Here is a 24,305-nt window from a genome sequence, read left to right on the forward strand (position 1 = left end):
AGGAGGGAGATGAATGGACTCCGTTTTCAATGATTTACATCAAAGATATCATCGCGATCTTTTTCAATTCTTATTTTATATGGTAAAAAGTCGTGAACTAGCTGAGGACTTAGTTCAAGAGGTATATATTAGAGTATTAAAAGCGTATCAAAATTTTGAAGGAAACAGCTCAGAAAAAACGTGGTTATTTTCCATTGCTCGAAATGTAGCAATTGATTATTTTCGTAAGCAAAAAAGTTGGAAAAAAAAATTATTAGATACGTTTGACTGGAATCGCAGCCAATTAAAAGATTCGTCTGCCTTACCTGAAGAAATAATTATTCAAAGTGATGATATGAGAAAATTATATGAGTGTTTGGATCATTGTACTCAAGATCAAAAAATGGTGATTATTATGCGCTATTTTAATGAATTAACAATTGCAGAAACGGCCGAAATACTTGGATGGTCTGAAAGTAAAGTGAAAATTACACAACATCGTACACTGAAAATCTTACGAGAAATGATGGTAGAAAAGGGTCAGGAAGGGGGAGTACAACGGTATGGCTGAGTTTGAAAATGAAGAAGAATATATCAAAAATCTTTTGTTGAATATGCCAAAAATGAGAGATCAACGGAGTCCTGAGGAAATTTACAGAAATATAAAATATAAAGTTGAAAAAAAACAAAGTAAAAAGAAAATGCTAATGATTCCGTCCGTCATCATTGCCACTTTTGCTATTATAGTTGTGTTAATATCATCTTCCTTCATGCAATCTAATCCTAATGAAATAGCTAAATCTACAATCGAGCCTAGAAAAGAATCATTAGAAAATAAAGCAGTCACAGACCAAGATCAACAAAATATTGAACATAATTCGCAGTTTTCTTTCTCAGAGAAAAGAGATGTCAGTCCAGACGAAGGAATAGTAAGTGAGTTCTCTGCACGTACTATTGATAAAAAAAGCATGTCAGCAATATATGAACAAGATTTGCAACAAAATGATATGTTTACCTATGGAGTTTTTACGAAAGACGCTATCCTAGTACCAATTAGTGTGGAGGTTTCCAAATCGGATATTGATTGGTTTACTAATTATTTGCAAACTGCTGAAGCGTTACCACTAGAACAATGGGGGTTTGCTAGTTTACCCAATATTCCTGGGGAATTACAATATAGACAAAATGAGAAGAAACTCCACATTACCGTTCCTAAGGATCAGGTGAGGAAAGTTCCAGAATATGTAGAACAGAATTTAACTCGTATTTTACAATACAGTTTTTCATTTTTAAATCATATTAAAGAAGTTGATTATTCTGATGAAAATGGGGATCCAATTCAATTAAATAATATCGGATTATTAAAATCTTATAAGGTATCGCCGTTAGTGAATGTTGGGTATTTCTCCTATCTTCAAACAAATGGTATGAAACTTTTAGTACCTTCAGATTTGGAATATAGTTCTTTTAATTCCGCTATAGAAAATATGAAAAAAGCACCAAATGATATTTATCAACCAATCATTCCAAATCAGATTCATCTGAAAGCGACAGAAAATCATGATAACAGTCTCAATATCGAATTCAATAAGTTACTTGATTTTTCACAAGGTAATGAGGATTACCAATTAATGTTAGATGGGATTTTGTTAACAGCGAAAAGCTTTGGATATAAGGAGGTACTCTTTAAAGATGTTTCCCCAATGAAATGGGAGAAATTCGATTTTTCTAAACCAATTAAGGTACCGATTGCCCCAAATAAATACACTATAAAAAAATAATAATAAAGAGGCATTCTCAAATATAGAATGTCTCTTTTTTGTGTGTAACAATAGTTTCTTTAAAAAGTATCAGTTTTTTTTGTTTTGAATAAAAGCTTTGATTTAGCATAAAATAAGATTCGCTCTAGCAAACTTGATTTTGACAATATGTTCTAAAAATATACAAGCAGTCATATAAGTTTAAGCAAGAGTTTGTTTATCCGAGGAGGAAAATTATGCTTGATTATTTAAAAAGAATGTTAATTGTAGCGATCATGGCTTTATGTGTAAGCATGCTTATTTTAGGCGGAAGAGTGCAAGCTGCCGAAATAAATATATATGAAAATACGGACGATTGGTACTTTCCTGCAGAAGGGGAAATTTCGGATGTATTTGATTCTAGAAGTGGCATCCATAAAGGTTTGGATATTGCTGGGGAATATCAATCAGCTGTTTATGCTGTAGAAGGAGGAGAAGTCATTCGTTCATACTATTCTCCATCATATGGGAATGTTATTTTTATCCATCATGACAATGGTTTTGAGACCGTTTATGCCCATTTGCAAAATCGGATGGTAGCTGAAGGACAAATTGTTGGAAAAGGTGATGAAATCGGAAAAATGGGTAATACAGGTAATTCCACTGGAGTTCACCTTCATTTTGAAATTCATAAAGGCGAATGGACCATTGACAAAGTAAATGCAATCGATCCATTTACTGTATTTGGTGAAGGAGAGATAGGACAATTTGTATTTGCTCTTAATCATGATCCTTACCGCGTCATTGATGTGGCAGGTAATTTACAGGAAGTACAAAAAGAAAAACAAAAGGAAGAACAATTGACACTAAATCTGACTGCAAAACCGATCGCTGATCGAAAGGTCATTATTACACATTTTTTAGCTGAGATTATTGGTAATCAATCGATAGAAAAAGGTCAACCAATATATGTAGATAACTTCTTATCATCTAACAATGATAAAGAGGAAATGTATATCGTTCAATCAGGGGATACATTAAGTAAAATATCTAGGAAATTTGATGTAACAATTGATCAATTACTGTCATGGAATAATATTTCTAACAAGGATTTAATTCATACTAAGCAAAAAATCGTCATTAAGCATACATAATAATCGAAAAGCAATACATCTTAATGATAAAAAGGCTGTTTTCGTATAGTTTATTGCTTTTGTAAATGCACATTTGTCGGATTTTACTCGCATTAAAGAATTCTAGAGGTTCCTATGGTGATGCAGCTTTTTCAACGTTAGCGATCATCAGTTGATATTTCTTGTTATAACTTTACTTAAATAGCAACGATGAGAAAAGGAGCCTATAAAAAAACTTTTTAGAATCATTTTACTTCCCTATTGTATCGTGATGGGATATAATTTAAAATGTAAAAAAAATACGATTCATCTTCGGGGCAGGGTGAAAATCCCGACCGGCGGTAATAAAGCTCATAAATGCTTTTAGCCCGCGAGCCTTTAGAATAATAAGGCAGGATTTGGTGTGATTCCAAAGCCGACAGTACAGTCTGGATGGGAGAAGATGGAGGTGCCTAGAGCAGTCTATTAATAGGGTAACCCTTCGATAGACAGTCTCTTAGCGTTCAAAAAATGCAGGTTTTGAACGCTTATTGAGCATGCCTTTTTCTCCCTCAAGGTTCTTTCCTTGAGGGTTTATTTATGCTCAAAAATAGGCAACTTTCTTCTGACAAGAGATGGATCTCATAAGGAGAGAGAAAGTATGAAAAAATTAGGTTTAAAATCATTTGTAAGTATTGCGGTATTAAGTAGTTTAGCGTATGTCATCATGTTAATAAAAATTCCCATTCCGCCATTTCCGAATTATTTAACCGTAGATTTTAGCGATATACCTGCATTGATCGCCGCACTAATCTTCGGACCTATCGGAGCCTTATTAGTGGAACTTATAAAAAATTTATTGGATTTCCTTACGACAGGTAGTGAAACAGGGATTCCAATTGGTCATATTGCTAATCTTTTTGCAGGTCTTTTATTTGTACTTCCAACTTATTATATATACCAACGAATGAAAACGAAAAAAGGTATGACTTTAGCTTTGTTTGTCGGTACGATTTCAATGGCAGTAATGATGAGTATATTAAATTATTTTGTCATCCTACCTGCATATCTAGCTTTAATGAATTTCCAAGTACCTAATGTAAAAGAATATATTCTTGCTGGAGTTCTTCCGTTTAATTTCATAAAAGGTATTTTAGTAGCTATTATATTTATGCTATTGTTTTCAAAAATGCAAAATTGGATTAATAAACAAACCATCCTTAAAAATACGTAAAGCAAGTGCATTGGCACTTGCTTTTTTATTATTATTCAAATTTAAGTGGGTCACCATCAAACGGTTCATCAGCCATTTTGATTGAATCTGTAGGACATCCTTCGAAAGCATCAATAAGATCATCCTCTAAAATTTCAGGGACCTCTACTTCACCTTTATTATTGTCTAGAATCACATAGGCAATTCCTTCATCATCATAATCATATATATCTGGTGCAGCAGCGCCACAGGCACCGCAGGCAATACATGTATCCTGGTCAACTATTGTATATTTTGGCATGAAAAAAGACCTCCTAATATCTATCTATACCCATTGATCTGGGAGCTATATAATTGTGAAACATTATTATTCATACAATCCTAATAATAAAACTCATCTAGCAACTTTTCAATAGATAGTTTCTGTTTCTTAATTTGTTCATAAAAATAATCAACAACAGCTTTATCATTCATGATAAAATTAGACATAAAAAGACAAAGAGGTAAAAACATAATGACGTTTTTACAAGCTATTGTATTAGTTCAATTACAAAGAATAGAAGGAGTACGTACAGTTTATTCCATTTACCATTTACTTAAAGGTAAGAAGTCATCTCAGACGATTCAGGATGCTCACTTATTTAATTTAGGTATTTTTTTTCAAACCTTTCCCAATCTACAACGGAATGTATTTGATGAGATCATCCATGACCTATATCAAAATGGATTGATTGCTCAACAAGACGAACTAAAGTTCGTCCTTTCTGAAAAAGGTTGTAAGGAATTAGCTGTTTTTTTTGAAAAAGATACATTTCCTTCATACTTAAACGGATTGAAATACCAAGATGTAGGAATCATTTTCTGGAGACGGTTGACATTATTTGTTCAGGTTCTTTCAAATTTCATTCATGATATACAAAAATACTATCCAATTGTCAGGGATCCAGATACACAAAGATGGATTAAATCCTTTTTTAAGCAATCACATTTTTCAAAACAAGAGATAAGTATAAAATTATTTCATGAGTTATCTTCCATTTTTAAACAGGAACCTCCGGAAAAAACGGAATTATTCCTCATTCGTTTGACAGGTAATCAACAGGTCGGCTTAACGATAGAGCAATCCGCTGAATATTTCGGAATGGAGTATACGGAATATTGGTATCGTTTTATCCATTTACTGCATTTTATGCTCGGTACAATTTTGCAGAATAATTCGGAATATCCGCTATTATTTTCGCTTATAAAAGACAGCCATCAATCCGTTCCTCTAACAAATTCTACGAAAGAAACCTATTTATTATTAAAAAACGGGCATTCGATTCAAGAAATAGCGACATTACGTAAACTTAAAACGAATACAATTGAAGACCATGTAATTGAAATTTTGCTAAATCAAGTAGATTTGGATGTTTCACCATATTTATCAAAGGAATTAGAAACTGAAATTATTCAAACAGCGGCAATCGTAGGGCAAAAAAAGTTAAAGCCGATTAAAGAAGTAATACAAGAGGTATCATATTTTCAAATTCGATTAGCATTAGCAAAAAACAAGGGGAATGGCAATGAACTTAACTGATGAATTATATAATCATTTTGGTTTTTCTTCGTTTCGTACGGGGCAGGAGGATGTCATTTCTTCGGTTTTAAACGGCAAGGATACATTGGCATTATTGCCAACAGGTACCGGAAAATCTCTTTGTTATCAGTTGCCGGGTTATTTAATGACAGGTGCTGTTTTAATCGTCTCTCCATTATTGTCCTTAATGCAGGATCAAGTAGATCAATTTCGGATGATGGGAGAAAAAAAGGTAATTGCATTGAATTCATTTCTTACATTTCAAGAACGAAAAAAATTACTAAATACATTACATTTATATCGTTTTATTTATATTTCACCCGAAATGCTGACAAATGAATTTGTATTAGAAAAGATTAAGAAATTGAATATCTCTCTATTTGTAGTAGATGAAGCACATTGTATTTCACAATGGGGTCATGATTTTAGACCAGATTATTTAAATTTACATGAGGTACGAGCATTACTTGGGAATCCGGTTACATTAGCTTTAACTGCTACAGCCACAGAAGAAGTACGTGAAGATATAATTAAATATTTGCGATTAAAAAGAGTAAATCAATTAATATTCTCTGTGGATCGCCCGAATATTTCATTAACTGTGGATAAAGTTAGGAACCATCAAATGAAGGTTACAAAACTTTTATATTTGGTTAAACATCTACAAAAGCCTGGCATTATCTATTTTTCAAGTAAGCGTCTAGCGGAAGAAATTGCTCAATTGCTTCGCAATGAGGGCATAGGTAATATAGCAGCTTATCATGCAGGAATGGATCAAGAGCAAAGAATACTGATACAGCAACAATTTTTACATGATCAGATACAGATAATTTGTGCAACAAGTGCATTTGGCATGGGGGTAAATAAAGATAATATTCGCTTTGTTATTCATTTTCATATGCCCTATCAAATCGAGTCTTATTTACAGGAGATTGGTCGTGCAGGTAGAGATGGAGAACAGAGCATAGCCATTCTTTTATATGCTCCAGGGGATGAATTATTACCATTACAAATGTTCGATCAAGAACTGCCAACTGATTCTCAAATAGAACAGTTTTATAATCTATCTGATGAAAGAAAAAAGCATGTGGATCTTCTTAACTTATCTGAAATACAGCATCGTTTTTTAATCTATTATAGTAAGTTATCAGAGGAAAAGTCTGTATTAATTAACAAAGTGAAAAAAATCCGAGATAGTAGGATTCAATATAAACAATTAAAACTGATGGATATGATAAAATGGTTAAAATCAACCTCATGCCGTCGAAAAGATATATTAGAGTATTTTAATGAAACTCAAACCTTTCTGATTCACAACTGTTGTGATAATTGTGGCGTACAGATGGAAGATTTTGAAATGGAAATAGTAGAGTCAATTAATGAGGAGCAACAGAAAACTTGGCAGTCCATGCTAGGTCATTTATTGCTGAGAGGCGAAAAATAATGAGAAAAAACAAACAATCAGATATAATAAAGCAGCTGTCGAAACGGGAACTAACTTTCCATTTATATATTACACAAGTAATAATCTTAATAATTTCTATCATTTTGTCTATTTTTTTATTTAATGATTATCGATCGTTTCTTCATTTATTTAAAGTAAATTCATCTATCCTATCATTGGGAGTTGTCAGTGGGATTATCATCGTTATATTAGATCTAATTTTGATGAGAGTTCTACCTCAACATTATTATGACGATGGTGGGGTAAATGAAAAAATATTTAAAGACCGCTCATTCCTTGAGATTCTTTTTTTAGCAGCAGTAATTGCATTAAGTGAAGAGCTCCTATTTAGAGGAGTCATTCAAACGAATTTCGGAATCGTTATTGCTAGTATCGTTTTTGCAATTGCACATATTCGGTACTGGGGACATTGGTTTTTGATCGTAAACATCGTAGTTCTAAGTTTTTGGATGGGCCTGGTTTACGAGTTTTCTGACCATAATGTTGTGACAACAATCGTCATGCATTTTATTGTTGATTTTTTGCTTGGTTTAAGTATCAAATATAATAACAAGACAATTAAGTAAAGTGCAGTGGAAGTGATGAAAAATGAGGACGGATCCATATAAAGATCCAATTGAGATCCATCGAAAGAAAATTGAAAAGATAAAGATGGATGAGACGAATATAGAAGAAAATGAAGAGGTGCATCGTCTACCTACTAGAAGTGAACTACACGGTTCAAGAACTAAAAAAAGAAAAAAGAAAAAAAGGAAAATGACTTTCCCATTATTAAGAGTACTGTTAACTTTTTTTATTTTATTACCAATTATTAGTTTTTCCTTATATACATTTATATTAAAAAAATCATTTTTTCTTGATTTAGGTGCGAAAATGGCTGGGGAAGAGGTTCCTTATGAGTTTGTGTCACCGGGAAAAAAACAGGCAAAGCAACCTAGTACATATAATAACAGTGGCTCAAATGAAAATAAAAATAGTGGTGAACAAGAGACCCAAAATGATTCTGTCGCCGAGAAAATAGATATGGAAACCAATTCTCAGACAAATAAGGAAGACCAAAAAATTATTTTTCACACTGTTCAGCCAAATGAAACATTGTATAGCATAGCGTTAAAATACTATCATTCCAAATCAGGAATAGATCGTATAAAACAATGGAATGATCTATCGAATGATGGCATCATTGTTGGCCAAGTGTTGGAAATTCATCTTCCATAATAAGTTTATAGTGTATTAGGGTGAAAGGTAGTCTCAATCCGATCACCCTAAAAATATGTCATTGGTGACTTACCCCTCAATTAAAAATTAAGTGAACATCTATTTTTGGTATACCTATTTGGACTGGTTCATACAATGAATTTGAAAGGGGGAGTTGCAATGGAATCTACTATTTTATCACTTAAGCAAACTGACCAAGCTACAAAACAAATGCTGCAAAATCTTGTCAACAGGAAAATAAAATTTGATCGTTTAAAGCAGCAACATATATTGCTTTTAACAATTAGCGTATTTTACAGTTTTGGATGTCTTTATTTTTTATATTATCGTATTATTGAACCATATTCGTATACATTTTCAGAGATCTTTTCTATTCTGGTGGGAGACAATACACATTTGCTATTTATTTTTCTTGCTATAGGATTATTCGGTGCGACAAAGGTGCTTTATGAAAAAAAAGAAAAAGCTGAAAAAGAGTATCATGAATTAAGATGTGAAATTGTTGATCGTAGTAAAGATTTATGGAAAAATGATGCTTGGGCTTCTAGATATATAGTTTTTGAAATCATGAAAGCAAAGTTTAATATAAATTTATACCATGAAAGTAAATAGAGGAACATGAAATATTTAAAATATTTTTTTCTTTCCTCTTTCTTCTTTTAATATTTCAACTGCCTCACGGAATCGCTGAGAATGAACTACTTCACGTTCCCTTAAAAACCTTAAAGTATCATTAATATCAGGGTCATCACTCATATTAATTATCCATTGATAAGTCGCCCGAGCTTTTTCTTCCGCAGCAATATCTTCGTATAAATCAGCAATTGGATCGCCTTTAGCTTGGATATGTGCAGCTGTCCAAGGTACTCCTGCAGCATTTTCATAATAAAGAGCTTTATCATGGTCTGCATAATGTGCACCCAAACCTGCTGCTTTCATTTGATCAGGTGTTGCATCCTTTGTTAATTTGTACACCATCGTTGCAATCATTTCAAGATGAGCAAATTCCTCAGTTCCAATATCTGTTAGTAGCCCTATAACTTTATCTGGGATTGTATATCTTTGGTTTAAATAACGAAGTGCTGCAGCAAGTTCTCCATCCGCACCGCCGTATTGCTCAATTAAGAATTTTGCAAGCATTGGGTTACATTGACCAACTTTAACTGGGTACTGGAGCTTTTTCTCATAAACCCACATGAATGATATTCACTCCTTTGTATTTATTATTAGTCTATTTAAACTTGCCATGGCCAAGGTGCATCCTTCCAATTCCATGGATAATCAGAATAACTATAACCAAAGTTAGTCAGCGGTCCAAACAGCTTTTCAAACTCCTTTTTTAGTTTCTTTCTGTGATGTACAAATTGGTTGTATTGTTGAACAGCATCCTGGTCTTTTGGATGAGTGTCCAAATACAATGTCAATTCAACTATTACAAAATCAATAGCCTGAAGTTCCTCAAGTTTTTGATAATATTCAGGAGGTACTTGATTCATCACTCGGTTCGCTCCTTTGCTCGTTCATAAGGACTATAGTAAGGATCATATAATGGTTGCCAAAGTGTTCCTTTTCTTAATGCTTCTAATGGTGGGAATTGTGGTAAATTTGGTGGTTGAAAGCCCATATATAAATTGGGTGGTGTTGAATAGGTTTTTACCTTTATCGGTGGACATGGATCAAATGGACTAATATAAGGTTTGTAACTTTTATAAAATGAATGCATCTTCTTCCCTCCTTCTATTTGTCATCATTTAATTTTATGGGAAAGATTTGTCCTACATGTCATTAAAATAAAGACAATAAAATAAAATGTATATTTAAGCAAAAAAGCGAATCTACATAAAGGGAATATTTCATTGTTTGTAGAATATATATTCATGGTGAAATCTATCTTATGAGGTGAAAGTGATGTTCGCAAAAAATATTATGATTCCAAAATCTCAATGCTTTTATGTTCATGCTGAAGATTCAATTGAAGAAGCATTGGAAGTACTAAGAAAAAAGCAAGTTGATGGTTTGCCTGTCTTAAATGGGGATGAATATGTAGGTATGATTACGCATTATCATATATATAGGAATTATTTTAATTCAGAGCTCAATAAAGAAGAGTATCTAAAAACAGTAAAGGTAAAGGAAATTGCAACCCATCAGGAAATCTTTTTCCAGGGTAATGAAATTTTTGAAAATACATTAGTTGAATTAAAGGATTTTCCTTTATTCGCGGTAGTAGATGAGAATAGAAAATTTCTAGGAGTTGTAACTAGATTTGATGTAATCGAACAATTCCAAAGTGCCTTTGGAATTAAACGTCCAGGGATTCGGATCGCATTTAGTTCAGTGGAAGTAGAAGGTAGAATTGCAAGATTAGCTAATATTATACAGCAGTATCATGAATCAGTAATCTCTTTAGTAACGTTTGATGAAACAGATAAATTGGTAAGAAGAATTATTTTAAAAATAGAAAAACGAGATAATATTAAAAAGTTTACGGATAGTTTAGAAGATGCAGGATTTAGAATCTTAAATATTACTGAAGATTAAATAAAAGAGGCAGTTGATCTTAAATGGTCAACTGCCTTTCATTTTTTGCCGCAGCTCTAATTAAAAAGATGAGTTAATAGGATAAGTGGAAAAATTGCTTGCAATTGTGTCGATTACCAACATTTATGGTATGATTTATTAGTAATTGATCCAAATTATTGGAGGAAAACATGATTTATTGGTTAATTTTTATGATGGTAATAATTGCTGGAGTATTACTAGTAGCTTATATGGTGACAGAAGCTTTTCAGAATAATATTCAATATCATACATTTGGATTTAATAATTTTCCAAAATCTTTTAAGAAGCTTAGACTGTTTTTCATTTCTGATATACACCGGCGTAATATTCATTCATCTATCATTAAGCAGTCATTAGGGAAGGTTGATTTTGTAATAATTGGTGGTGACTTAGCTGAACAAGGTGTTCCACTGACAAGAATCGATGAAAATCTTCGCAAATTAAAAATGCTTGGTCCAATTTATTTTATTTGGGGAAATAATGATTATGAAATTGATGAAACTAAATTATTTCGTATTTTTAAGAAATATGATGTGAAAATGCTGAGGAATGATGTTGATTTTCTCCAATCAAAAGCAGGAGAAAAAATTGCGATTATTGGAATTGATGATATCTCACAAGAGCAGGATGATTTACATAAAGCAATGGAAAAAATTAGTGAACCATGCTTTCAAATTTTATTGAGTCATAACCCAGATATTACTCAAAAAATGTTTGATTTTGATACAATCTCATTTATTCTTAGTGGACATACGCATGGTGGCCAGATCCGTATTTTAGGTTATACACCTTATAAAAAAGGTGGGGTGTATAAATACTCAGATACCATTCAATTAGTAAGCAATGGTTACGGAACATCATTATTTCCTTTAAGACTTGGTGCCAAACCTGAAGCCCATATCATTACTTTAAAATGAACTTTCTCCCCATTTTTACATAGTATGGTCATAGAAGCCATATCAGGGGGCGGAAATAAATGAAATTAGAACGATTATCACGAAATAAAATAAAATACTCGATTACATTTGAAGAGTTATCTGATAAAGGATTTTTAACAGATGAGTTTGAATCATTTATATGGTATGACCTTTTTGATGAGATGGTTGAAATTGCAAAAAAAGAATATCAGTGTGAAATTACCGATACGATCTCAATTGAAATATTCTCACTAAGTTCAATGGAAATTGTTTTAATATTAACTATGGATGAGAAATCAATGAATGAAGAGCAATCAACGAATCATTTAATTCCAACATTTATTCCAGATAGTGTTTTTTGCTTTGAATCAATTGAAGATGTTATTCAACTAGCACAATGCTTTGAAAATTTGCAAATACGTTTGAATAGTAAATTAATGGTTTTCGAAGATCAATATTATCTTAAGATACCAAATACTAAGGCAGTAAATGTACTTTGTGAAGAGTATGGAATTGAATCAACTATGTCTATAGAAATGGTAGAGGAATATGGAATGGTGATTATTGAAAATAATGCTTTACCGGTACTTTTAAGTTATTTCAACCAATAACAACCTAAATGGGGCGATGAGAATTTTTTCTATTGCCCTATTTTTTGTCAGTTTTACTAAGCAAATCTAAATATAGTTTGATAGCGTTTGCAAAAATTTAAAAAGTATAATTTTAAGTCTTGCATAAATGCAGTAAAAGTGTATACTATGTCTGAAAGGATGATACACATCAACGAGTGATTTTTAGGAGGTTTGCAACAATGGCAGCCGATTTGGGTGCAGATAATCAAGCATTTGACGAAAAGCATGATGTTTTAAAATCAACACAAACAGTAATTCATAAGGCACTAGAAAAACTAGGGTACCCTGAAGAAGTATATGAGCTTCTAAAAGAACCAATCCGTATGCTAACAGTAAAAATACCTGTTCGAATGGATGATGGCTCTGTAAAAATCTTTACGGGGTATCGTGCCCAACACAATGATGCTGTGGGTCCAACAAAAGGTGGGATACGTTTCCATCCGAATGTTTCTGAAAAAGAAGTAAAAGCGTTATCAATTTGGATGACATTAAAATGTGGAATTGTTAACTTACCGTATGGTGGCGGTAAAGGAGGAATCATTTGCGACCCTCGTGAAATGTCATTTCGTGAACTTGAGGCATTAAGTCGTGGATATGTTCGAGCAATTAGCCAAATCGTAGGACCAACAAAGGATATTCCTGCTCCGGATGTTTTCACAAACTCTCAAATTATGGCATGGATGATGGACGAGTATAGCAGAATCGATGAATTTAATTCACCAGGTTTTATTACTGGTAAACCATTAGTATTAGGTGGATCTCACGGTCGTGAAACTGCTACAGCTAAAGGAGTAACCATCTGTATTCGCGAAGCAGCAAAAAAACGCGGTATTAATTTAGAAGGTGCTCGTGTTGTTGTACAGGGATTCGGAAATGCAGGAAGCTTCCTATCGAAGTTCATGCATGATGCAGGAGCAAAAGTCATCGGAATCTCAGATGCATATGGTGCTCTTTATGATCCTAATGGTTTAGATATTGACTACTTACTTGACCGTCGTGATAGCTTTGGTACAGTAACAAAGCTTTTTGACAATACCATTTCAAATAAAGAATTACTAGAATTAGATTGTGATATTTTAGTCCCAGCTGCTATTGAAAATCAAATAACAGAAGAAAATGCACATAATATTCGTGCACAAATTGTTGTAGAAGCTGCTAATGGACCAACTACATTAGAAGCCACACAAATACTTACTGATCGTGGTATTTTATTAGTACCTGATGTTTTAGCCTCTGCTGGTGGTGTAACCGTTTCGTATTTTGAGTGGGTACAGAATAATCAAGGATACTATTGGACAGAGGAAGAAATAGATGAGAAACTTGAAAAAGTCTTAGTGCAGTCATTTGAAAATGTTTACAATACTGCTGAGACGAGAAGAGTCGATATGAGACTAGCTGCATATATGGTTGGTGTTAGAAAATCTGCAGAAGCTTCTCGCTTTAGAGGTTGGATTTAAACGAATTATACATGGACTTTTCCATATCATTTTAAATCATTGCATGAAAATAGAAAATCTCCTATCATTATGGATGGGAGATTTTTTGATTTTAATTAACAGTTCGGTACTGTTTAGTAATAATATAAAAAGTGAATATGGAACATTTTGTTCTTTCATGAACAAAATAGTGTATAAGAGGTGACCAAAACATGCAGTTTGAGAATTGTATTATTGTTGGAGGAGGCCCATGTGGACTTTCAGCTGCAATTGCTTTACAAGAAATCGGAATGAATCCATTAGTAATCGAAAAAGGAAATATTGTCAATGCTATTTACAATTATCCGACCCATCAGACTTTCTTCAGCTCTAGTGAAAAGCTTGAAATTGGTGGGGTTCCATTTATAAACGAAAATTTAAAACCGAGAAGAAATCATGCATTAGTTTATTATCGTGAAGTCGTAAAAAGAAAAAATCTACGGATTAATAGGTTTGAAACAGTCAAAAGTGTACAGAAAATGAAAGATGGCAGTTTTGAAGTTCATACATCAAAGAACGAATATCATGCACAGTATGTAATCATCGCAACGGGCTATTATGATCATCCAAACCAATTAAATATTCCTGGAGAAACTCTCCCACATGTTTTTCATTATTTTAAGGAGGCTCATCCATATTTCGATATGGATGTCATGGTAATTGGCGGGAAAAATTCAGCTGTTGATGCTGCAATTGAATTACATAAAGCTGGTGCGAATGTGACGGTATTATATAGAAGGAAGGAGTATTCCAAAAGTGTAAAACCTTGGATATTACCAGAATTTGATTCACTAATCCGAAACGGTCAAATAAAAATGGAATTTAATGCAGAGCCTTTAGCAATTACTGAGGGTACTGTGAGATATGTAGTGAACGAGGAAATAAAGGAAATTAGTAATGATTATGTATTTGCAATGATTGGCTACCACCCTGACCATCATTTTATAAAAGAGATGGGAGTAAGGATTGATTCTGAGACAGGTAAGCCTGAATTTAATCAGGATACAATGGAAACAAATGTGGAAGGGATTTTTATCGCAGGTGTGCTTGCTGCCGGGAATAATGCAAATGAAATCTTTATTGAAAACGGACGATTTCATGGTGAGTTAATCGCCAATTATTTAAAAGAAAAAAAACAATAAAATATCTCTTACTAGAGGTAGGGTGGGGGAGATAGAATAGAAAAAAGACTTTTTTTCCTTATTCCACTCGGTATTGCCCTATATGATGTTTCGTTGAAAACTGTAATCTTATTGACTTCAAAAAATAGAAGCAGTCATAGCAAGTACAACCTAGTACTTGTAGGACTGCTTCTATTTTTATATGTTATGAAACATTTCTTCGATTTCTTTCATATTATTTGTTTGTGAAAGGGCAATAAGAAGTTTAATTCTAGCTTTTTGCCCATTTAAACCGTTAGAAAAGATCGCACCTAACTCCTTTAGCTGTTTTCCTCCACCTTCATAGCCATAAATATCCTGTGCGATGCCATTAAAACATCTTGAGACAATGATTGTCGGGATATTTGCTTCAATGAGTAACTTAATTCCTTCTACAGTTGCTGGCGGCAAATTCCCTTGTCCTAATGCTTCAATTACAAGACCATCATAGTTTAAATCTAAAATAGCTTTAAATAATAATGAGTCCATTCCGGCATGTGCTTTGAGTAATGCTACATTTTTTGTAATGCTATCGATAGGATAATATTCCTTATGTGTCGGTGCATTGTGGAAAAATATACCTGGCTTTGATATGATTCCAATTGGTCCGAACTGTGGACTTTGAAATGTTGATAAATTACTTGTATGTGTTTTTGTAACGTTTTTTGCGGTATGGATTTCATCATTTAAAACAACTAGTACACCTTTACCTTTTGCTTCTTCACAGGCAGCAACTCTTATAGACGTAATTAAATTATATAATCCATCAGAACCGATTTCATTACTAGACCTCATTGCCCCAGTTACTACTATAGGGAGCTCAAGTCCAGTGGTAAGGTCAAGAAAATAAGCAGTTTCCTCTAAAGTGTCTGTTCCATGAGTAATGACAACCCCATCAATAGTATTTTCTTTTGTTTCATTTATGATTAATTCCTTTAATTTTAGCATTTCTGTCATTGTAATATGTGGTGAAGGTAAATTAAATGGCTCTTTTACAATTAAATTAGCAAGATTAGAAAGTCCTTTTGTTTGAGCTGATAAAGGATTTTCTTCGCCGGGCTTAACTGCACCAGTTTCCCCATCCTCATACATAGAAATGGTTCCACCAGTGTGAATGACCAATATATTTTTTTTCATAAAAATTCCCCCAAATAAAGCAATACTTTTCCAAATTTTGAAAAGGTTATTTTCTTTCTATAGTATACATGATACGATTAAGAAAATGAAAAAGAAATGAGGCAGAAAAATGCTGGTAATATTATCAGCAGGAATTGCACCAGGTTTAGCACTTTTAAGTTATTTTTATTTAAAAGATCAATATGAATTAGAGCCTGTACTACTAGTATTTAAGGCCTTTTTATTTGGTGCATTTCTTACGTTTCCAATCATGTTTATTCAGCATGTTTTGGATATTGAGCAAATTTTACAAGGTAATATTTTTAACGCTTTTATAAATATAGCATTATTAGAGGAATTTTTTAAATGGTTTATCCTCTTTTTTGTCGTTTATCAGCATGGGGATTTTAGTGAGCCTTATGATGGAATTGTTTATGGTGCTAGTGTTTCTTTAGGATTCGCAACCGTTGAAAATATTTTATATTTAATTGCTGATGGTGTCGGAACTGCTTTTGGAAGAGCATTACTACCAGTTTCAAGTCATGCATTATTTGGGGTAATTATGGGCTATTACTTAGGTAAGGCCAAATTCTCACTTGATCGTAAGATGAAGCAAGCATTAATTTATTCTTTCACAATCCCTTTACTACTTCATGGATTTTATGATTATATTTTATTGTCAAAGACAAAATGGATATATTATATTATTCCGTTTATGCTCTTTCTATGGTGGCTAGGTTTAAAAAAGGTAAAGCAAGCACATGCCTTATCTAAAAAGCATCATGAAATGAATACGACAGAAAATAATCAATCGGCTATAGATACAATTGGATGATCTGTGTCCGGTTGTTTTTTTTTGCCTAAATTCAGCAAATGACAGGATACTATTACTTTTTTGTATAAAATTCCTTTGGAAACAAAAACTAGCCATAATTCTAAAACAATTTTTGGAGGGGTAAAACGCAATGAGGAACAACATTTTTGTAAAAGTTGTTTTCGTACTTTTATTCTGTCTTGTAACATTGACAATTTTAAGTTCAAAACAGCCAATTAAGGCGTTTACAAATCAAGTGATCCAAAGGGGTGCAGTTGGAGACGATGTTATAGAATTGCAAGCAAGATTGCAGAATATCGGATTTTATACAGGTAAAATTGATGGTGTTTTTGGGTGGGGAACGTATTGGGCATTACGAAATTTTCAAAAGGATTTTGGCTTAGATATTGATGGATTAGCTGGACCAACAACAAAAGCAAAATTGGTTAAAGCATCGAATTATAATGCAGCCTTTGTTAAAGATCAAATTAAAAAGGGGAATGAGTTTACCTATTATGGTGGCGTTGATATTAATAAACAAATTAAGCCTAAATCATCTACGTCTAATAAAAAAACTACTACAACAAAAAAACCATCAGGCACTTCTAATGTTACCGCGACCAATGTACCAAATGGCTACTCTCAAAATGACATTCAATTATTAGCTAATGCAGTGTATGGAGAGTCAAGAGGAGAACCATATGAAGGTCAGGTGGCAGTAGCTGCTGTCATATTAAATAGAGTGGAGAGCTCTTCATTTCCAAATACAATTTCAGGTGTAATCTTTGAACCAGGTGCATTTACAGCAGTAGCAGATGGACAAATTTGGTTAACACCAAATGAAACGGCAAAAAAAGCTGTGATTGATGCGATTAATGGATGGGATCCAACAGGAAATGCTTTATATTACTTTAATCCTGTTACAGCAACAAGTAAATGGATTTGGTCGAGACCACAAATCAAGCAAATTGGCAAACATATATTTTGTATGTAAGGGGTGATTTGAATGATTAGAGGAATTATTATAGCTGTATTATCACTTGGTGTCATTGGAACTGGTGTATGGGGGTACCAAGAACACCGAGAAAAAAATGCAATCTTAATAAACGCTGAAAATAATTATCAACGAGCATTTCATGATTTAGCTTATCAAATGGATCAGTTACATGACCAAATTGGTACTACGTTAGCCATGAATTCAAGAAAGTCTCTTTCACCTGCCCTTGCAGATGTATGGAGACTTACTTCGGAGGCACATAGTAATGTAGGTCAATTGCCTCTTACTTTATTACCATTTAATAAAACAGAGGAATTTTTATCGAATATCGGAAATTTTAGTTATCGGACAGCAGTTAGAGATCTTGATAAGGAACCACTATCTAATGAAGAATATGGGACACTTAAAAGATTATATTCACAAAGTGCTAATATTCAAGGGGAACTTAGAAAAGTACAACACTTAGTACTAAAAAACAACTTACGTTGGATGGATGTTGAAATGGCACTAGCTACTGGCAAGGAAGGTGCAGATAATACGATTATCGATGGATTTAAAACGGTAGAAAAAACAGTTAAGGGATACGATGAATCGAATACAAATGATCCTTCTTTAGTAAGCTTTCAAAAAAATAACAATAATTTTAGGGACGTAAAAGGTAAATCGATTACTAAAGATGAAGCAATTCAAATAGCAAAGAAGTTTACAAACATAAAAAATCCTTCCAAGGTAAAGGTAACCGAAAATGGAAAAGGTGCTAATTTTAGTTTCTATAGTGTAACCTTAGCAGATAAGAATGGTAATGAGGGCAATATGGATATGACTAAAAAAGGCGGACATCCGATATATTTTATTGAAAGGCGAGACATTACAAAGCAAAATTTAAGTTTAAATGATGGAATTCAGGCTGCGTCTAAATTTTTGAAAAATAATAAGTTTGATCATATGGAGGTTTTTGAGAGTACACAATATGATCATATAGGTGTTTTTTCCTTTGTAGTAAATGAAGAAGGCGTTCGAATCTATCCAGAAACAATCAAGTTAAAGGTTGCTTTAGATAATGGACAAATAATTGGTTTTACTGCTCAAGATTATATGAAAAATACTGAGGATCGAAAAATTCCTAAGCCTAAGCTAACAATGGCAGAGGCAAAAGGCTCTATTAATCCTAACTTAAAGGTAATGGAGGATAGATTGGCTATAATCAGTAATGAACTAGGAAAAGAAGTGCTTTGCTATGAATTCTTAGGTACACTAGGTAAGGATACGTACCGGATCTTTATAAATGCAAACGATGGAAAAGAAGAAAATGTAGAAAAACTGCAAAACGCTGAACCTGTATATCACAATGTATTATGAGGAAAGCAATTTAGCTTTCCTCATTTTCTTTTGGTGAATATCTAGAAAAGTCTGTCATTAAATGGCATAATATACTTAAGACCATATTCTTATGTCAAGGAAGGATTTGCAAATCGATGTTAAATATTGGAATGAACTTAACTCTTGAATCTTTGGAAAGTAATAATCCTGATAAATATAAATGCAAAATTGCTGATATTGAAAATAATAATTTATATATCGATTATCCCATTAGTTTAACGACTAATCGTACTGCTTTTCTTGTGAATGATTTACATTTAAATTGTATTTTTTCTACAGAAGATAATGGAACTTATCTCTTTCGTACAAAAGTTATAGGCAAAGTTAAAAAAAATATCCCCTTGATTATTTTACATATCCCACCAGTTGAGGAGTTTAAGAAGGTACAACGTAGACAGTACGTAAGGGTTGAAACAGCGGTTGATATATCCTTGTATTTACAAAATTCTAAAGAAAGATTTACGACAATTACTGAGGATATAAGTGCAGGAGGATGTGCCGTTCTTTTACCAAAAAATATACAGATGCACCCATTAGAAACGGGTGATGCTACCATCGTACTTCCAATGCAAAACGGAGATTATCAGTATATTAATACACCAATTAAACTCATAAGAAATTGGGAAGATGCAGGCAAGAACATTGCATCAATTGAATTCATTGATTTAGATGAGAAAGATACCCAATCACTTTTTCGCTTCTGTTTTGAAAGACAATTAGAGCTTCGAAAAAAAGGATTATTAACTTAAAGCATTTTCTTAGGTGAAATTTAACTATTATAATTTGGTCTTAAGACTTGAAGTCAGCTTTAATTAAAAAACATTTAAGTTTCTTAAATGAATAAAGAATTTCTTCTATTCCCATAATGATTAATATATTATTTTGGGAGTGAATGAAATGAAATTAATAGAAAGATGGATGGTAAAATTAATAATTTTTCACTTTATATTATTACTATTGATTCAAGGGGTTCTGCACTCACTTCATTTTTTTCAAGATTATCAAAAGATCACCTTTTATGAAGGGGTTAATAAAATGAATGAAACCCCTATAATAGAAACATGGAAGAATCATCATTAAGGCAGATTAGATTCTGTCTTTTTTAGTTGTTATATAATATGTTAATATTAAGTGAACTGTTAACTACCTAAAAGTACATCATACTAGAGTATTTGGTTAACGTGGATTGTCATGGTTATTATAAAGAATGGGTGGAAAGCTGAATGAATCAAAAAATTCGTATTGCTATTGATGGTCCTGCTGCTGCAGGCAAAAGTACGGTTGCAAAAATTGTTGCCGAAAGACTATCTTATATCTATATAGATACGGGAGCAATGTATAGATCTTTAACATTAAAGGCTCTAGATCATCAGATATCTCCAAATAATGAATCAGCACTAGCAGACTTGCTGAATGTCACTATGATTGAACTAAAGCCAGGGATGGAAGGTCAGCTAGTCTATTTAGATGGAGTGGATGTAACTAAAAAAATCCGTGAAGCTTCGGTCACAAATAATGTATCGGAAGTATCTAAACACCGTCTAGTTCGTGAGGAAATGGTAAGAAGGCAACAAGCGTTTGCTAAAGACGGTGGAGTGGTCATGGATGGCCGGGATATTGGAACTCATGTAATCCCGAACGCTGAATTAAAAATCTTTTTACTTGCTAGCGTAGAAGAACGTGCCTTAAGAAGGCATACTGAAAATCTTGCGAAAAATTATCCATCTGATTTAAATCAGTTACAAAAAGAAATTGAATTAAGGGATAAGTTAGATTCAGAACGGGAAGTTTCACCGTTAAAGAAGGCTGATGATGCTATAGTGATTGATACAACTTCATTATCTATTCAAGATGTTGTAAATAAAATAATGAATTTTGCTAATGAAAGGATCGAATAAAAGTGACTTTTTACTCATTTGCAAAAGTGGTTGTATGGAGGATTTTTAAACCGCTATATAGAATTCAGGTTATTGGCAAAGAGCATTTTCCTGAAAAGGGTGGTGTGCTCTTATGTGCTAATCATATCGATAATCTGGATCCACCAGTAGTTGGTATTACAGCACCTAGACCAGTTGTATTTATGGGAAAGGAAGAACTTTTTCAAAAACCACTATTAAAAACATTAATGGAAAAATTAAATGTCATTCCTATAAAAAGAGGTATGAGTGATAGGGAAGCGTTGCGTAAAGGACTAAATGTTCTAAAAAAGGATCAAGTTCTAGGACTCTTTCCTGAAGGTACACGCAGTAAAACTGGGGAACTAGGTAAAGGTCTTGCCGGTGCAGGTTTTTTTGCATTAAGGACGGATGCCGCTGTTATTCCTTGTGCAATTATTGGACCTTATAAACCTTTTAGCAAATTAAAAGTGGTGTATGGGGAACCGATAGACCTACAAGAATATCGTGATAACAAAGCAAATCCTGGTGAAGTCACAGATGTGATCATGAATCGAATAAAAAAATTGATCGATGAACATCGCAAATGAGTCACTTTACTTGACAAAATGTAGTATTTGTTAGAAGTTAGTATAAAGGATCATTTTTGAATTGTTTGAAAGTATAAAAAGCTATTGTTGCTAATTGGATGATTTCTAGTTTTATCGATAGAGATGATGACTTGAAAGACAACTAGCCAAAGCTTATCGTTATTTGGATTAAGGAGGAGTACATATGACAGATGATATGAATCAAGTGGAAGTAAAGACCTTTTTAGAGAATGATAGGGTAAAAGGAACGGTTACTAAGGTTGAAGAAAAACAAGTGCTGGTAGCCATTGAAGGTAGTAAAATAGATGGCATCATCCCAATCAGTGAACTGTCTAGTCTTCATGTTGAACAAGCATCTGACGTTGTAAAAGAAGGGGATGTCCTTGATCTAATTGTAACAAAGGTTGAAGAAGAAGCATTAGTTGTTTCTAAACGCAAAGTAGATGCAGAAATAGCATGGCAAGAAATGCAACGTCGTTTTGAAAACAATGAAATTTTTGAAGCAACCATCAGTGATGTAGTTAAAGGCGGATTAGTTGTTGATCTTGGTATCCGTGGTTTCGTTCCTGCTTCATTAGTTGAAGATCATTATGTAGAGGATTTCAGCGATTATAAAGGTAAACAATTAACTTTTAAAATCGTAGAATTTGATCGTGACAAAAGCCGTATTATCCTTTCACATAGAGCAGTTATTGAATCAGAAAAATTAGTGAAAAAGAAACAGGCTCTACATCATATTCAAGCTGGTCAAATTCTTGAAGGGAAAGTACAAAGAATTACAGATTTTGGAGCTTTTGTTGATATTGGTGGTGTAGATGGACTTGTTCATATCTCTCAACTTTCTCATGAACATGTAGAAAAACCTTCTGATGTAATTGAGGAAGGGCAACTAGTAAAAGTGAAAGTATTATCGGTTGATCACGATAATGAACGTATATCACTGTCTATAAAAGAAACTCAGCCTGGACCTTGGGCAGACATTGAAGAAAAGGCTCCGAAAGGAACAGTACTAACGGGTAAAGTGAAGAGATTAGTTTCATTTGGGGCATTTGTTGAAGTGTTCCCTGGAGTGGAAGGCTTAGTTCATATCTCACAAATTTCTCATAAGCATATTAATACACCACATGAAGTTCTAAAAGAAGGTCAAGAGGTTCAAGTGAAAGTATTAGATGTAAATACTCAAGATAGTCGCCTCTCTTTAAGTATTAAAGATCTAGAAGAACGTGAAGTAGAAGTTGTGGACTATGAACTTCCCGAAGAAACAAAAGGATTCCAATTAGGTGAAGTGATTGGTGATAAACTAAAAGATTTAAATAAATAAAATAAGATATAAGGCTATCCTCACAGTTATATAAGGATAGCCTTTTTCAGTATAAAAGTTTGTTCATGCTTATCTATTCGGATCTACTCTAATGAAGATAAAACATAAAATTTGCCATTTTATGTTAGCCTTTTTGATTCCTTCTGGCATCCTCGGCACTCTCTAATTTAGTTGAGCCATTATAATGAAGGGCCTGATCTCGATCTGATTCAACTCTTCTACTTTGTTTTAACTTTTTTTCTTGTCTATCTCTTCCCATATTTTAAACACCTCCTAAAAAGTAGGATAACTTGAAAAATTATTACTATTCATGGTTAGAACCTTTTTTATTTTCCTATAATGAAAATGAAAGGAGGTTAAAGGGATGGATGGTTTTTATTCTTTATTCTTTTTATGGTCAGTTTGGATTTATACTACATTTATCTTAAGTCGTCAAAACCGATTAAGATTCAGAATTGCATTTCTATCATTATTATTATTAATCGTATATCCATATAGCATTTCGCTTTTTTCCATTCCGATGCAATTGTCATCCATTATTCTACTTATTATCTGTTATTTTTATTTTAGTAAGCTGAAATTTTGGAAAAAAGTCTATATGTTTTTGGCTATTTTTATTATTATGATTGGTTATTCTGGATTTTTATTATTAGAATTATACGATCCAGTTTGGATTTTTATGGACAGGAAATTTTTATTTGGATTCGTGCTTTTTTTACTTGCTCAATTATTATATCCTCGTTCTTTATCTTCGCAAATTTTGTGTGCATTCACTGGTACTATACATGGAGAAATAATCTATTCTTTAATTTTAAAAAAGTGGGGATTTCCATATATTATAGGTGATAGATCGTGTTTAGATATTTGCGCTTTAGTTGTTTTTTTCCTTTTATCTTGGTTTATGATTAATAAAATGATAACAAGTATAACACTAAAAAATAATGTCCTGAAGGAAAATAAGGCGAAATTGTTAAAATAGTTTTGGGCTCTCTATAATATGGATGAGATGTTTAACCGCTTATTTTATTAGATTTGAGTTTCTTCCATTCAATGATTGCTTGTCATACATATTATTGATAAACTATGTAGGTTAGACATTATACTAAAACAAGTAATTGAAAGAGTAAAAATGAATGAAATG

29 protein-coding genes and 1 riboswitch are annotated in these 24,305 nt (G+C 32.9%); of the genes, 23 read left to right on the forward strand and 6 right to left on the reverse strand.

Translation table 11 applies throughout. The features are described from left to right. The first annotated feature begins 13 nt into the window (after window positions 1-13). The 4 genes from sigX to NST63_RS10340 all read left to right on the forward strand — a co-directional run bounded on the left by sigX (window position 14) and on the right by NST63_RS10340 (window position 4,064). Entirely contained in the window at window positions 14-550 is a 537-nt protein-coding gene (gene sigX / locus NST63_RS10325) for an RNA polymerase sigma factor SigX (protein ID WP_212942955.1), read from the forward strand. Beyond that, on the forward strand, window positions 543-1,760 hold the full coding sequence (locus NST63_RS10330; RefSeq protein WP_341042024.1) for a hypothetical protein: 1,218 nt from the start codon (window positions 543-545) through the stop codon (window positions 1,758-1,760). The genes sigX and NST63_RS10330 overlap by 8 nt, the downstream gene beginning before the upstream one ends. 215 nt (window positions 1,761-1,975) lie before the next feature. Further along, window positions 1,976-2,872, forward strand: coding sequence for a M23 family metallopeptidase (locus NST63_RS10335; protein ID WP_212942938.1), 897 nt, complete (start codon window positions 1,976-1,978; stop codon window positions 2,870-2,872). A 283-nt stretch (window positions 2,873-3,155) separates the two neighbouring features. Continuing rightward, window positions 3,156-3,299: riboswitch (FMN riboswitch) on the forward strand. 192 nt (window positions 3,300-3,491) lie between these two features. After that, a complete protein-coding gene (locus tag NST63_RS10340; RefSeq protein WP_341042025.1) occupies window positions 3,492-4,064 on the forward strand; it encodes an ECF transporter S component in 573 nt (190 codons plus the stop codon). Window positions 4,065-4,095: 31 nt separating this feature from the next. On the opposite strand, the gene NST63_RS10345 is transcribed toward NST63_RS10340, so the two are convergent. Continuing rightward, window positions 4,096-4,344: a ferredoxin gene (locus tag NST63_RS10345; RefSeq protein WP_058002327.1), complete on the reverse strand. Its 249-nt coding sequence runs from the start codon at window positions 4,342-4,344 to the stop codon at window positions 4,096-4,098. Window positions 4,345-4,557: 213 nt separating this feature from the next. Between NST63_RS10345 and NST63_RS10350 the strand changes: the two genes are divergently transcribed. The 5 genes from NST63_RS10350 to NST63_RS10370 all read left to right on the forward strand — a co-directional run bounded on the left by NST63_RS10350 (window position 4,558) and on the right by NST63_RS10370 (window position 8,917). Next, window positions 4,558-5,622: a helix-turn-helix domain-containing protein gene (locus NST63_RS10350; RefSeq protein ID WP_341042026.1), complete on the forward strand. Its 1,065-nt coding sequence runs from the start codon at window positions 4,558-4,560 to the stop codon at window positions 5,620-5,622. After that, complete coding sequence (locus NST63_RS10355; RefSeq protein WP_212942933.1) at window positions 5,609-7,066, forward strand: RecQ family ATP-dependent DNA helicase; 1,458 nt, start codon at window positions 5,609-5,611, stop codon at window positions 7,064-7,066. The genes NST63_RS10350 and NST63_RS10355 overlap by 14 nt, the downstream gene beginning before the upstream one ends. After that, a complete protein-coding gene (locus NST63_RS10360) occupies window positions 7,066-7,653 on the forward strand; it encodes a CPBP family intramembrane glutamic endopeptidase (RefSeq protein ID WP_341042027.1) in 588 nt (195 codons plus the stop codon). Before NST63_RS10355 ends, NST63_RS10360 begins: the two co-directional genes overlap by 1 nt. A gap of 22 nt (window positions 7,654-7,675) precedes the next feature. Next, window positions 7,676-8,305 (forward strand): LysM peptidoglycan-binding domain-containing protein, encoded by a 630-nt coding sequence (locus tag NST63_RS10365; RefSeq protein ID WP_212942928.1) that lies wholly within the window; start codon window positions 7,676-7,678, stop codon window positions 8,303-8,305. Between the two features lie 159 nt (window positions 8,306-8,464). Further along, window positions 8,465-8,917: a DUF2663 family protein gene (locus NST63_RS10370; protein WP_341042028.1), complete on the forward strand. Its 453-nt coding sequence runs from the start codon at window positions 8,465-8,467 to the stop codon at window positions 8,915-8,917. Window positions 8,918-8,932: 15 nt separating this feature from the next. Here NST63_RS10370 and NST63_RS10375 read toward each other — a convergent pair whose 3' ends face one another. From NST63_RS10375 to NST63_RS10385, 3 genes are read right to left on the reverse strand one after another with little or no spacing between them, the layout of a single operon-like run. Then, a complete protein-coding gene (locus NST63_RS10375) occupies window positions 8,933-9,502 on the reverse strand; it encodes a manganese catalase family protein (RefSeq protein WP_058002333.1) in 570 nt (189 codons plus the stop codon). A 38-nt stretch (window positions 9,503-9,540) separates the two neighbouring features. After that, window positions 9,541-9,801 (reverse strand): spore coat protein CotJB, encoded by a 261-nt coding sequence (locus NST63_RS10380; RefSeq protein ID WP_212943548.1) that lies wholly within the window; start codon window positions 9,799-9,801, stop codon window positions 9,541-9,543. After that, complete coding sequence (locus tag NST63_RS10385) at window positions 9,801-10,028, reverse strand: spore coat associated protein CotJA (RefSeq protein WP_212942925.1); 228 nt, start codon at window positions 10,026-10,028, stop codon at window positions 9,801-9,803. The genes NST63_RS10380 and NST63_RS10385 overlap by 1 nt, the downstream gene beginning before the upstream one ends. Window positions 10,029-10,213: 185 nt before the next feature. Between NST63_RS10385 and NST63_RS10390 the strand changes: the two genes are divergently transcribed. The 5 genes from NST63_RS10390 (at window position 10,214) to NST63_RS10410 (ending at window position 15,033) form a co-directional block, all read left to right on the forward strand. Next, on the forward strand, window positions 10,214-10,846 hold the full coding sequence (locus NST63_RS10390; protein ID WP_071976104.1) for a CBS domain-containing protein: 633 nt from the start codon (window positions 10,214-10,216) through the stop codon (window positions 10,844-10,846). A gap of 170 nt (window positions 10,847-11,016) precedes the next feature. Further along, the gene (locus NST63_RS10395) at window positions 11,017-11,784 is read left to right on the forward strand and encodes a metallophosphoesterase (protein ID WP_341042031.1); all 768 of its coding nucleotides are present in this window, start codon (window positions 11,017-11,019) and stop codon (window positions 11,782-11,784) included. 59 nt (window positions 11,785-11,843) lie between these two features. Further along, entirely contained in the window at window positions 11,844-12,395 is a 552-nt protein-coding gene (locus tag NST63_RS10400; RefSeq protein WP_058002338.1) for an adaptor protein MecA, read from the forward strand. Window positions 12,396-12,595: 200 nt separating this feature from the next. Continuing rightward, window positions 12,596-13,873 carry a Glu/Leu/Phe/Val family dehydrogenase gene (locus NST63_RS10405; RefSeq protein WP_058002339.1) on the forward strand — a complete coding sequence of 426 codons (1,278 nt, stop codon included), beginning with the start codon at window positions 12,596-12,598 and terminating at the stop codon, window positions 13,871-13,873. 191 nt (window positions 13,874-14,064) lie between these two features. Then, complete coding sequence (locus tag NST63_RS10410) at window positions 14,065-15,033, forward strand: YpdA family putative bacillithiol disulfide reductase (RefSeq protein ID WP_341042033.1); 969 nt, start codon at window positions 14,065-14,067, stop codon at window positions 15,031-15,033. A gap of 177 nt (window positions 15,034-15,210) precedes the next feature. Here the strand turns inward: NST63_RS10410 and NST63_RS10415 are convergent, their stop codons facing one another. After that, complete coding sequence (locus NST63_RS10415) at window positions 15,211-16,188, reverse strand: asparaginase (protein WP_212942918.1); 978 nt, start codon at window positions 16,186-16,188, stop codon at window positions 15,211-15,213. 109 nt (window positions 16,189-16,297) lie between these two features. Here NST63_RS10415 and prsW point away from each other — a divergent pair, with 109 nt between their 5' ends. From prsW to rpsA, 8 genes are all read left to right on the forward strand, one after another. Beyond that, window positions 16,298-17,002 (forward strand): glutamic-type intramembrane protease PrsW, encoded by a 705-nt coding sequence (gene prsW, locus NST63_RS10420; protein ID WP_058002342.1) that lies wholly within the window; start codon window positions 16,298-16,300, stop codon window positions 17,000-17,002. A gap of 130 nt (window positions 17,003-17,132) precedes the next feature. Then, window positions 17,133-17,975, forward strand: a complete 843-nt coding sequence (gene sleB, locus NST63_RS10425) for a spore cortex-lytic enzyme (RefSeq protein ID WP_212942916.1) — start codon at window positions 17,133-17,135, stop codon at window positions 17,973-17,975. Between the two features lie 12 nt (window positions 17,976-17,987). Continuing rightward, entirely contained in the window at window positions 17,988-19,337 is a 1,350-nt protein-coding gene (gene ypeB, locus NST63_RS10430; RefSeq protein WP_212942914.1) for a germination protein YpeB, read from the forward strand. A 116-nt stretch (window positions 19,338-19,453) separates the two neighbouring features. Continuing rightward, the gene (locus tag NST63_RS10435) at window positions 19,454-20,107 is read left to right on the forward strand and encodes a flagellar brake protein (RefSeq protein WP_212942912.1); all 654 of its coding nucleotides are present in this window, start codon (window positions 19,454-19,456) and stop codon (window positions 20,105-20,107) included. A 148-nt stretch (window positions 20,108-20,255) separates the two neighbouring features. After that, window positions 20,256-20,438, forward strand: coding sequence for a DUF5359 family protein (locus tag NST63_RS10440; RefSeq protein ID WP_058002346.1), 183 nt, complete (start codon window positions 20,256-20,258; stop codon window positions 20,436-20,438). Window positions 20,439-20,581: 143 nt separating this feature from the next. Then, window positions 20,582-21,256, forward strand: a complete 675-nt coding sequence (cmk, locus tag NST63_RS10445; RefSeq protein ID WP_341042034.1) for a (d)CMP kinase — start codon at window positions 20,582-20,584, stop codon at window positions 21,254-21,256. 2 nt (window positions 21,257-21,258) lie between these two features. Beyond that, the gene (locus NST63_RS10450) at window positions 21,259-21,843 is read left to right on the forward strand and encodes a lysophospholipid acyltransferase family protein (protein WP_058002348.1); all 585 of its coding nucleotides are present in this window, start codon (window positions 21,259-21,261) and stop codon (window positions 21,841-21,843) included. Window positions 21,844-22,027: 184 nt separating this feature from the next. Continuing rightward, the gene (rpsA, locus tag NST63_RS10455) at window positions 22,028-23,164 is read left to right on the forward strand and encodes a 30S ribosomal protein S1 (protein WP_212942907.1); all 1,137 of its coding nucleotides are present in this window, start codon (window positions 22,028-22,030) and stop codon (window positions 23,162-23,164) included. 124 nt (window positions 23,165-23,288) lie between these two features. Here the strand turns inward: rpsA and NST63_RS10460 are convergent, their stop codons facing one another. Next, a complete protein-coding gene (locus NST63_RS10460; protein WP_065107195.1) occupies window positions 23,289-23,423 on the reverse strand; it encodes a YpzI family protein in 135 nt (44 codons plus the stop codon). Between the two features lie 105 nt (window positions 23,424-23,528). Here NST63_RS10460 and NST63_RS10465 point away from each other — a divergent pair, with 105 nt between their 5' ends. Then, window positions 23,529-24,143 carry a YphA family membrane protein gene (locus NST63_RS10465; RefSeq protein ID WP_212942906.1) on the forward strand — a complete coding sequence of 205 codons (615 nt, stop codon included), beginning with the start codon at window positions 23,529-23,531 and terminating at the stop codon, window positions 24,141-24,143. Window positions 24,144-24,305 lie beyond the last annotated feature (162 nt).

It is taken from the genome of Heyndrickxia sp. FSL W8-0496 (assembly GCF_038007825.1).
In the GTDB taxonomy this organism is placed as follows: Bacteria; Bacillota; Bacilli; order Bacillales; family Bacillaceae_C; genus Heyndrickxia; species Heyndrickxia oleronia.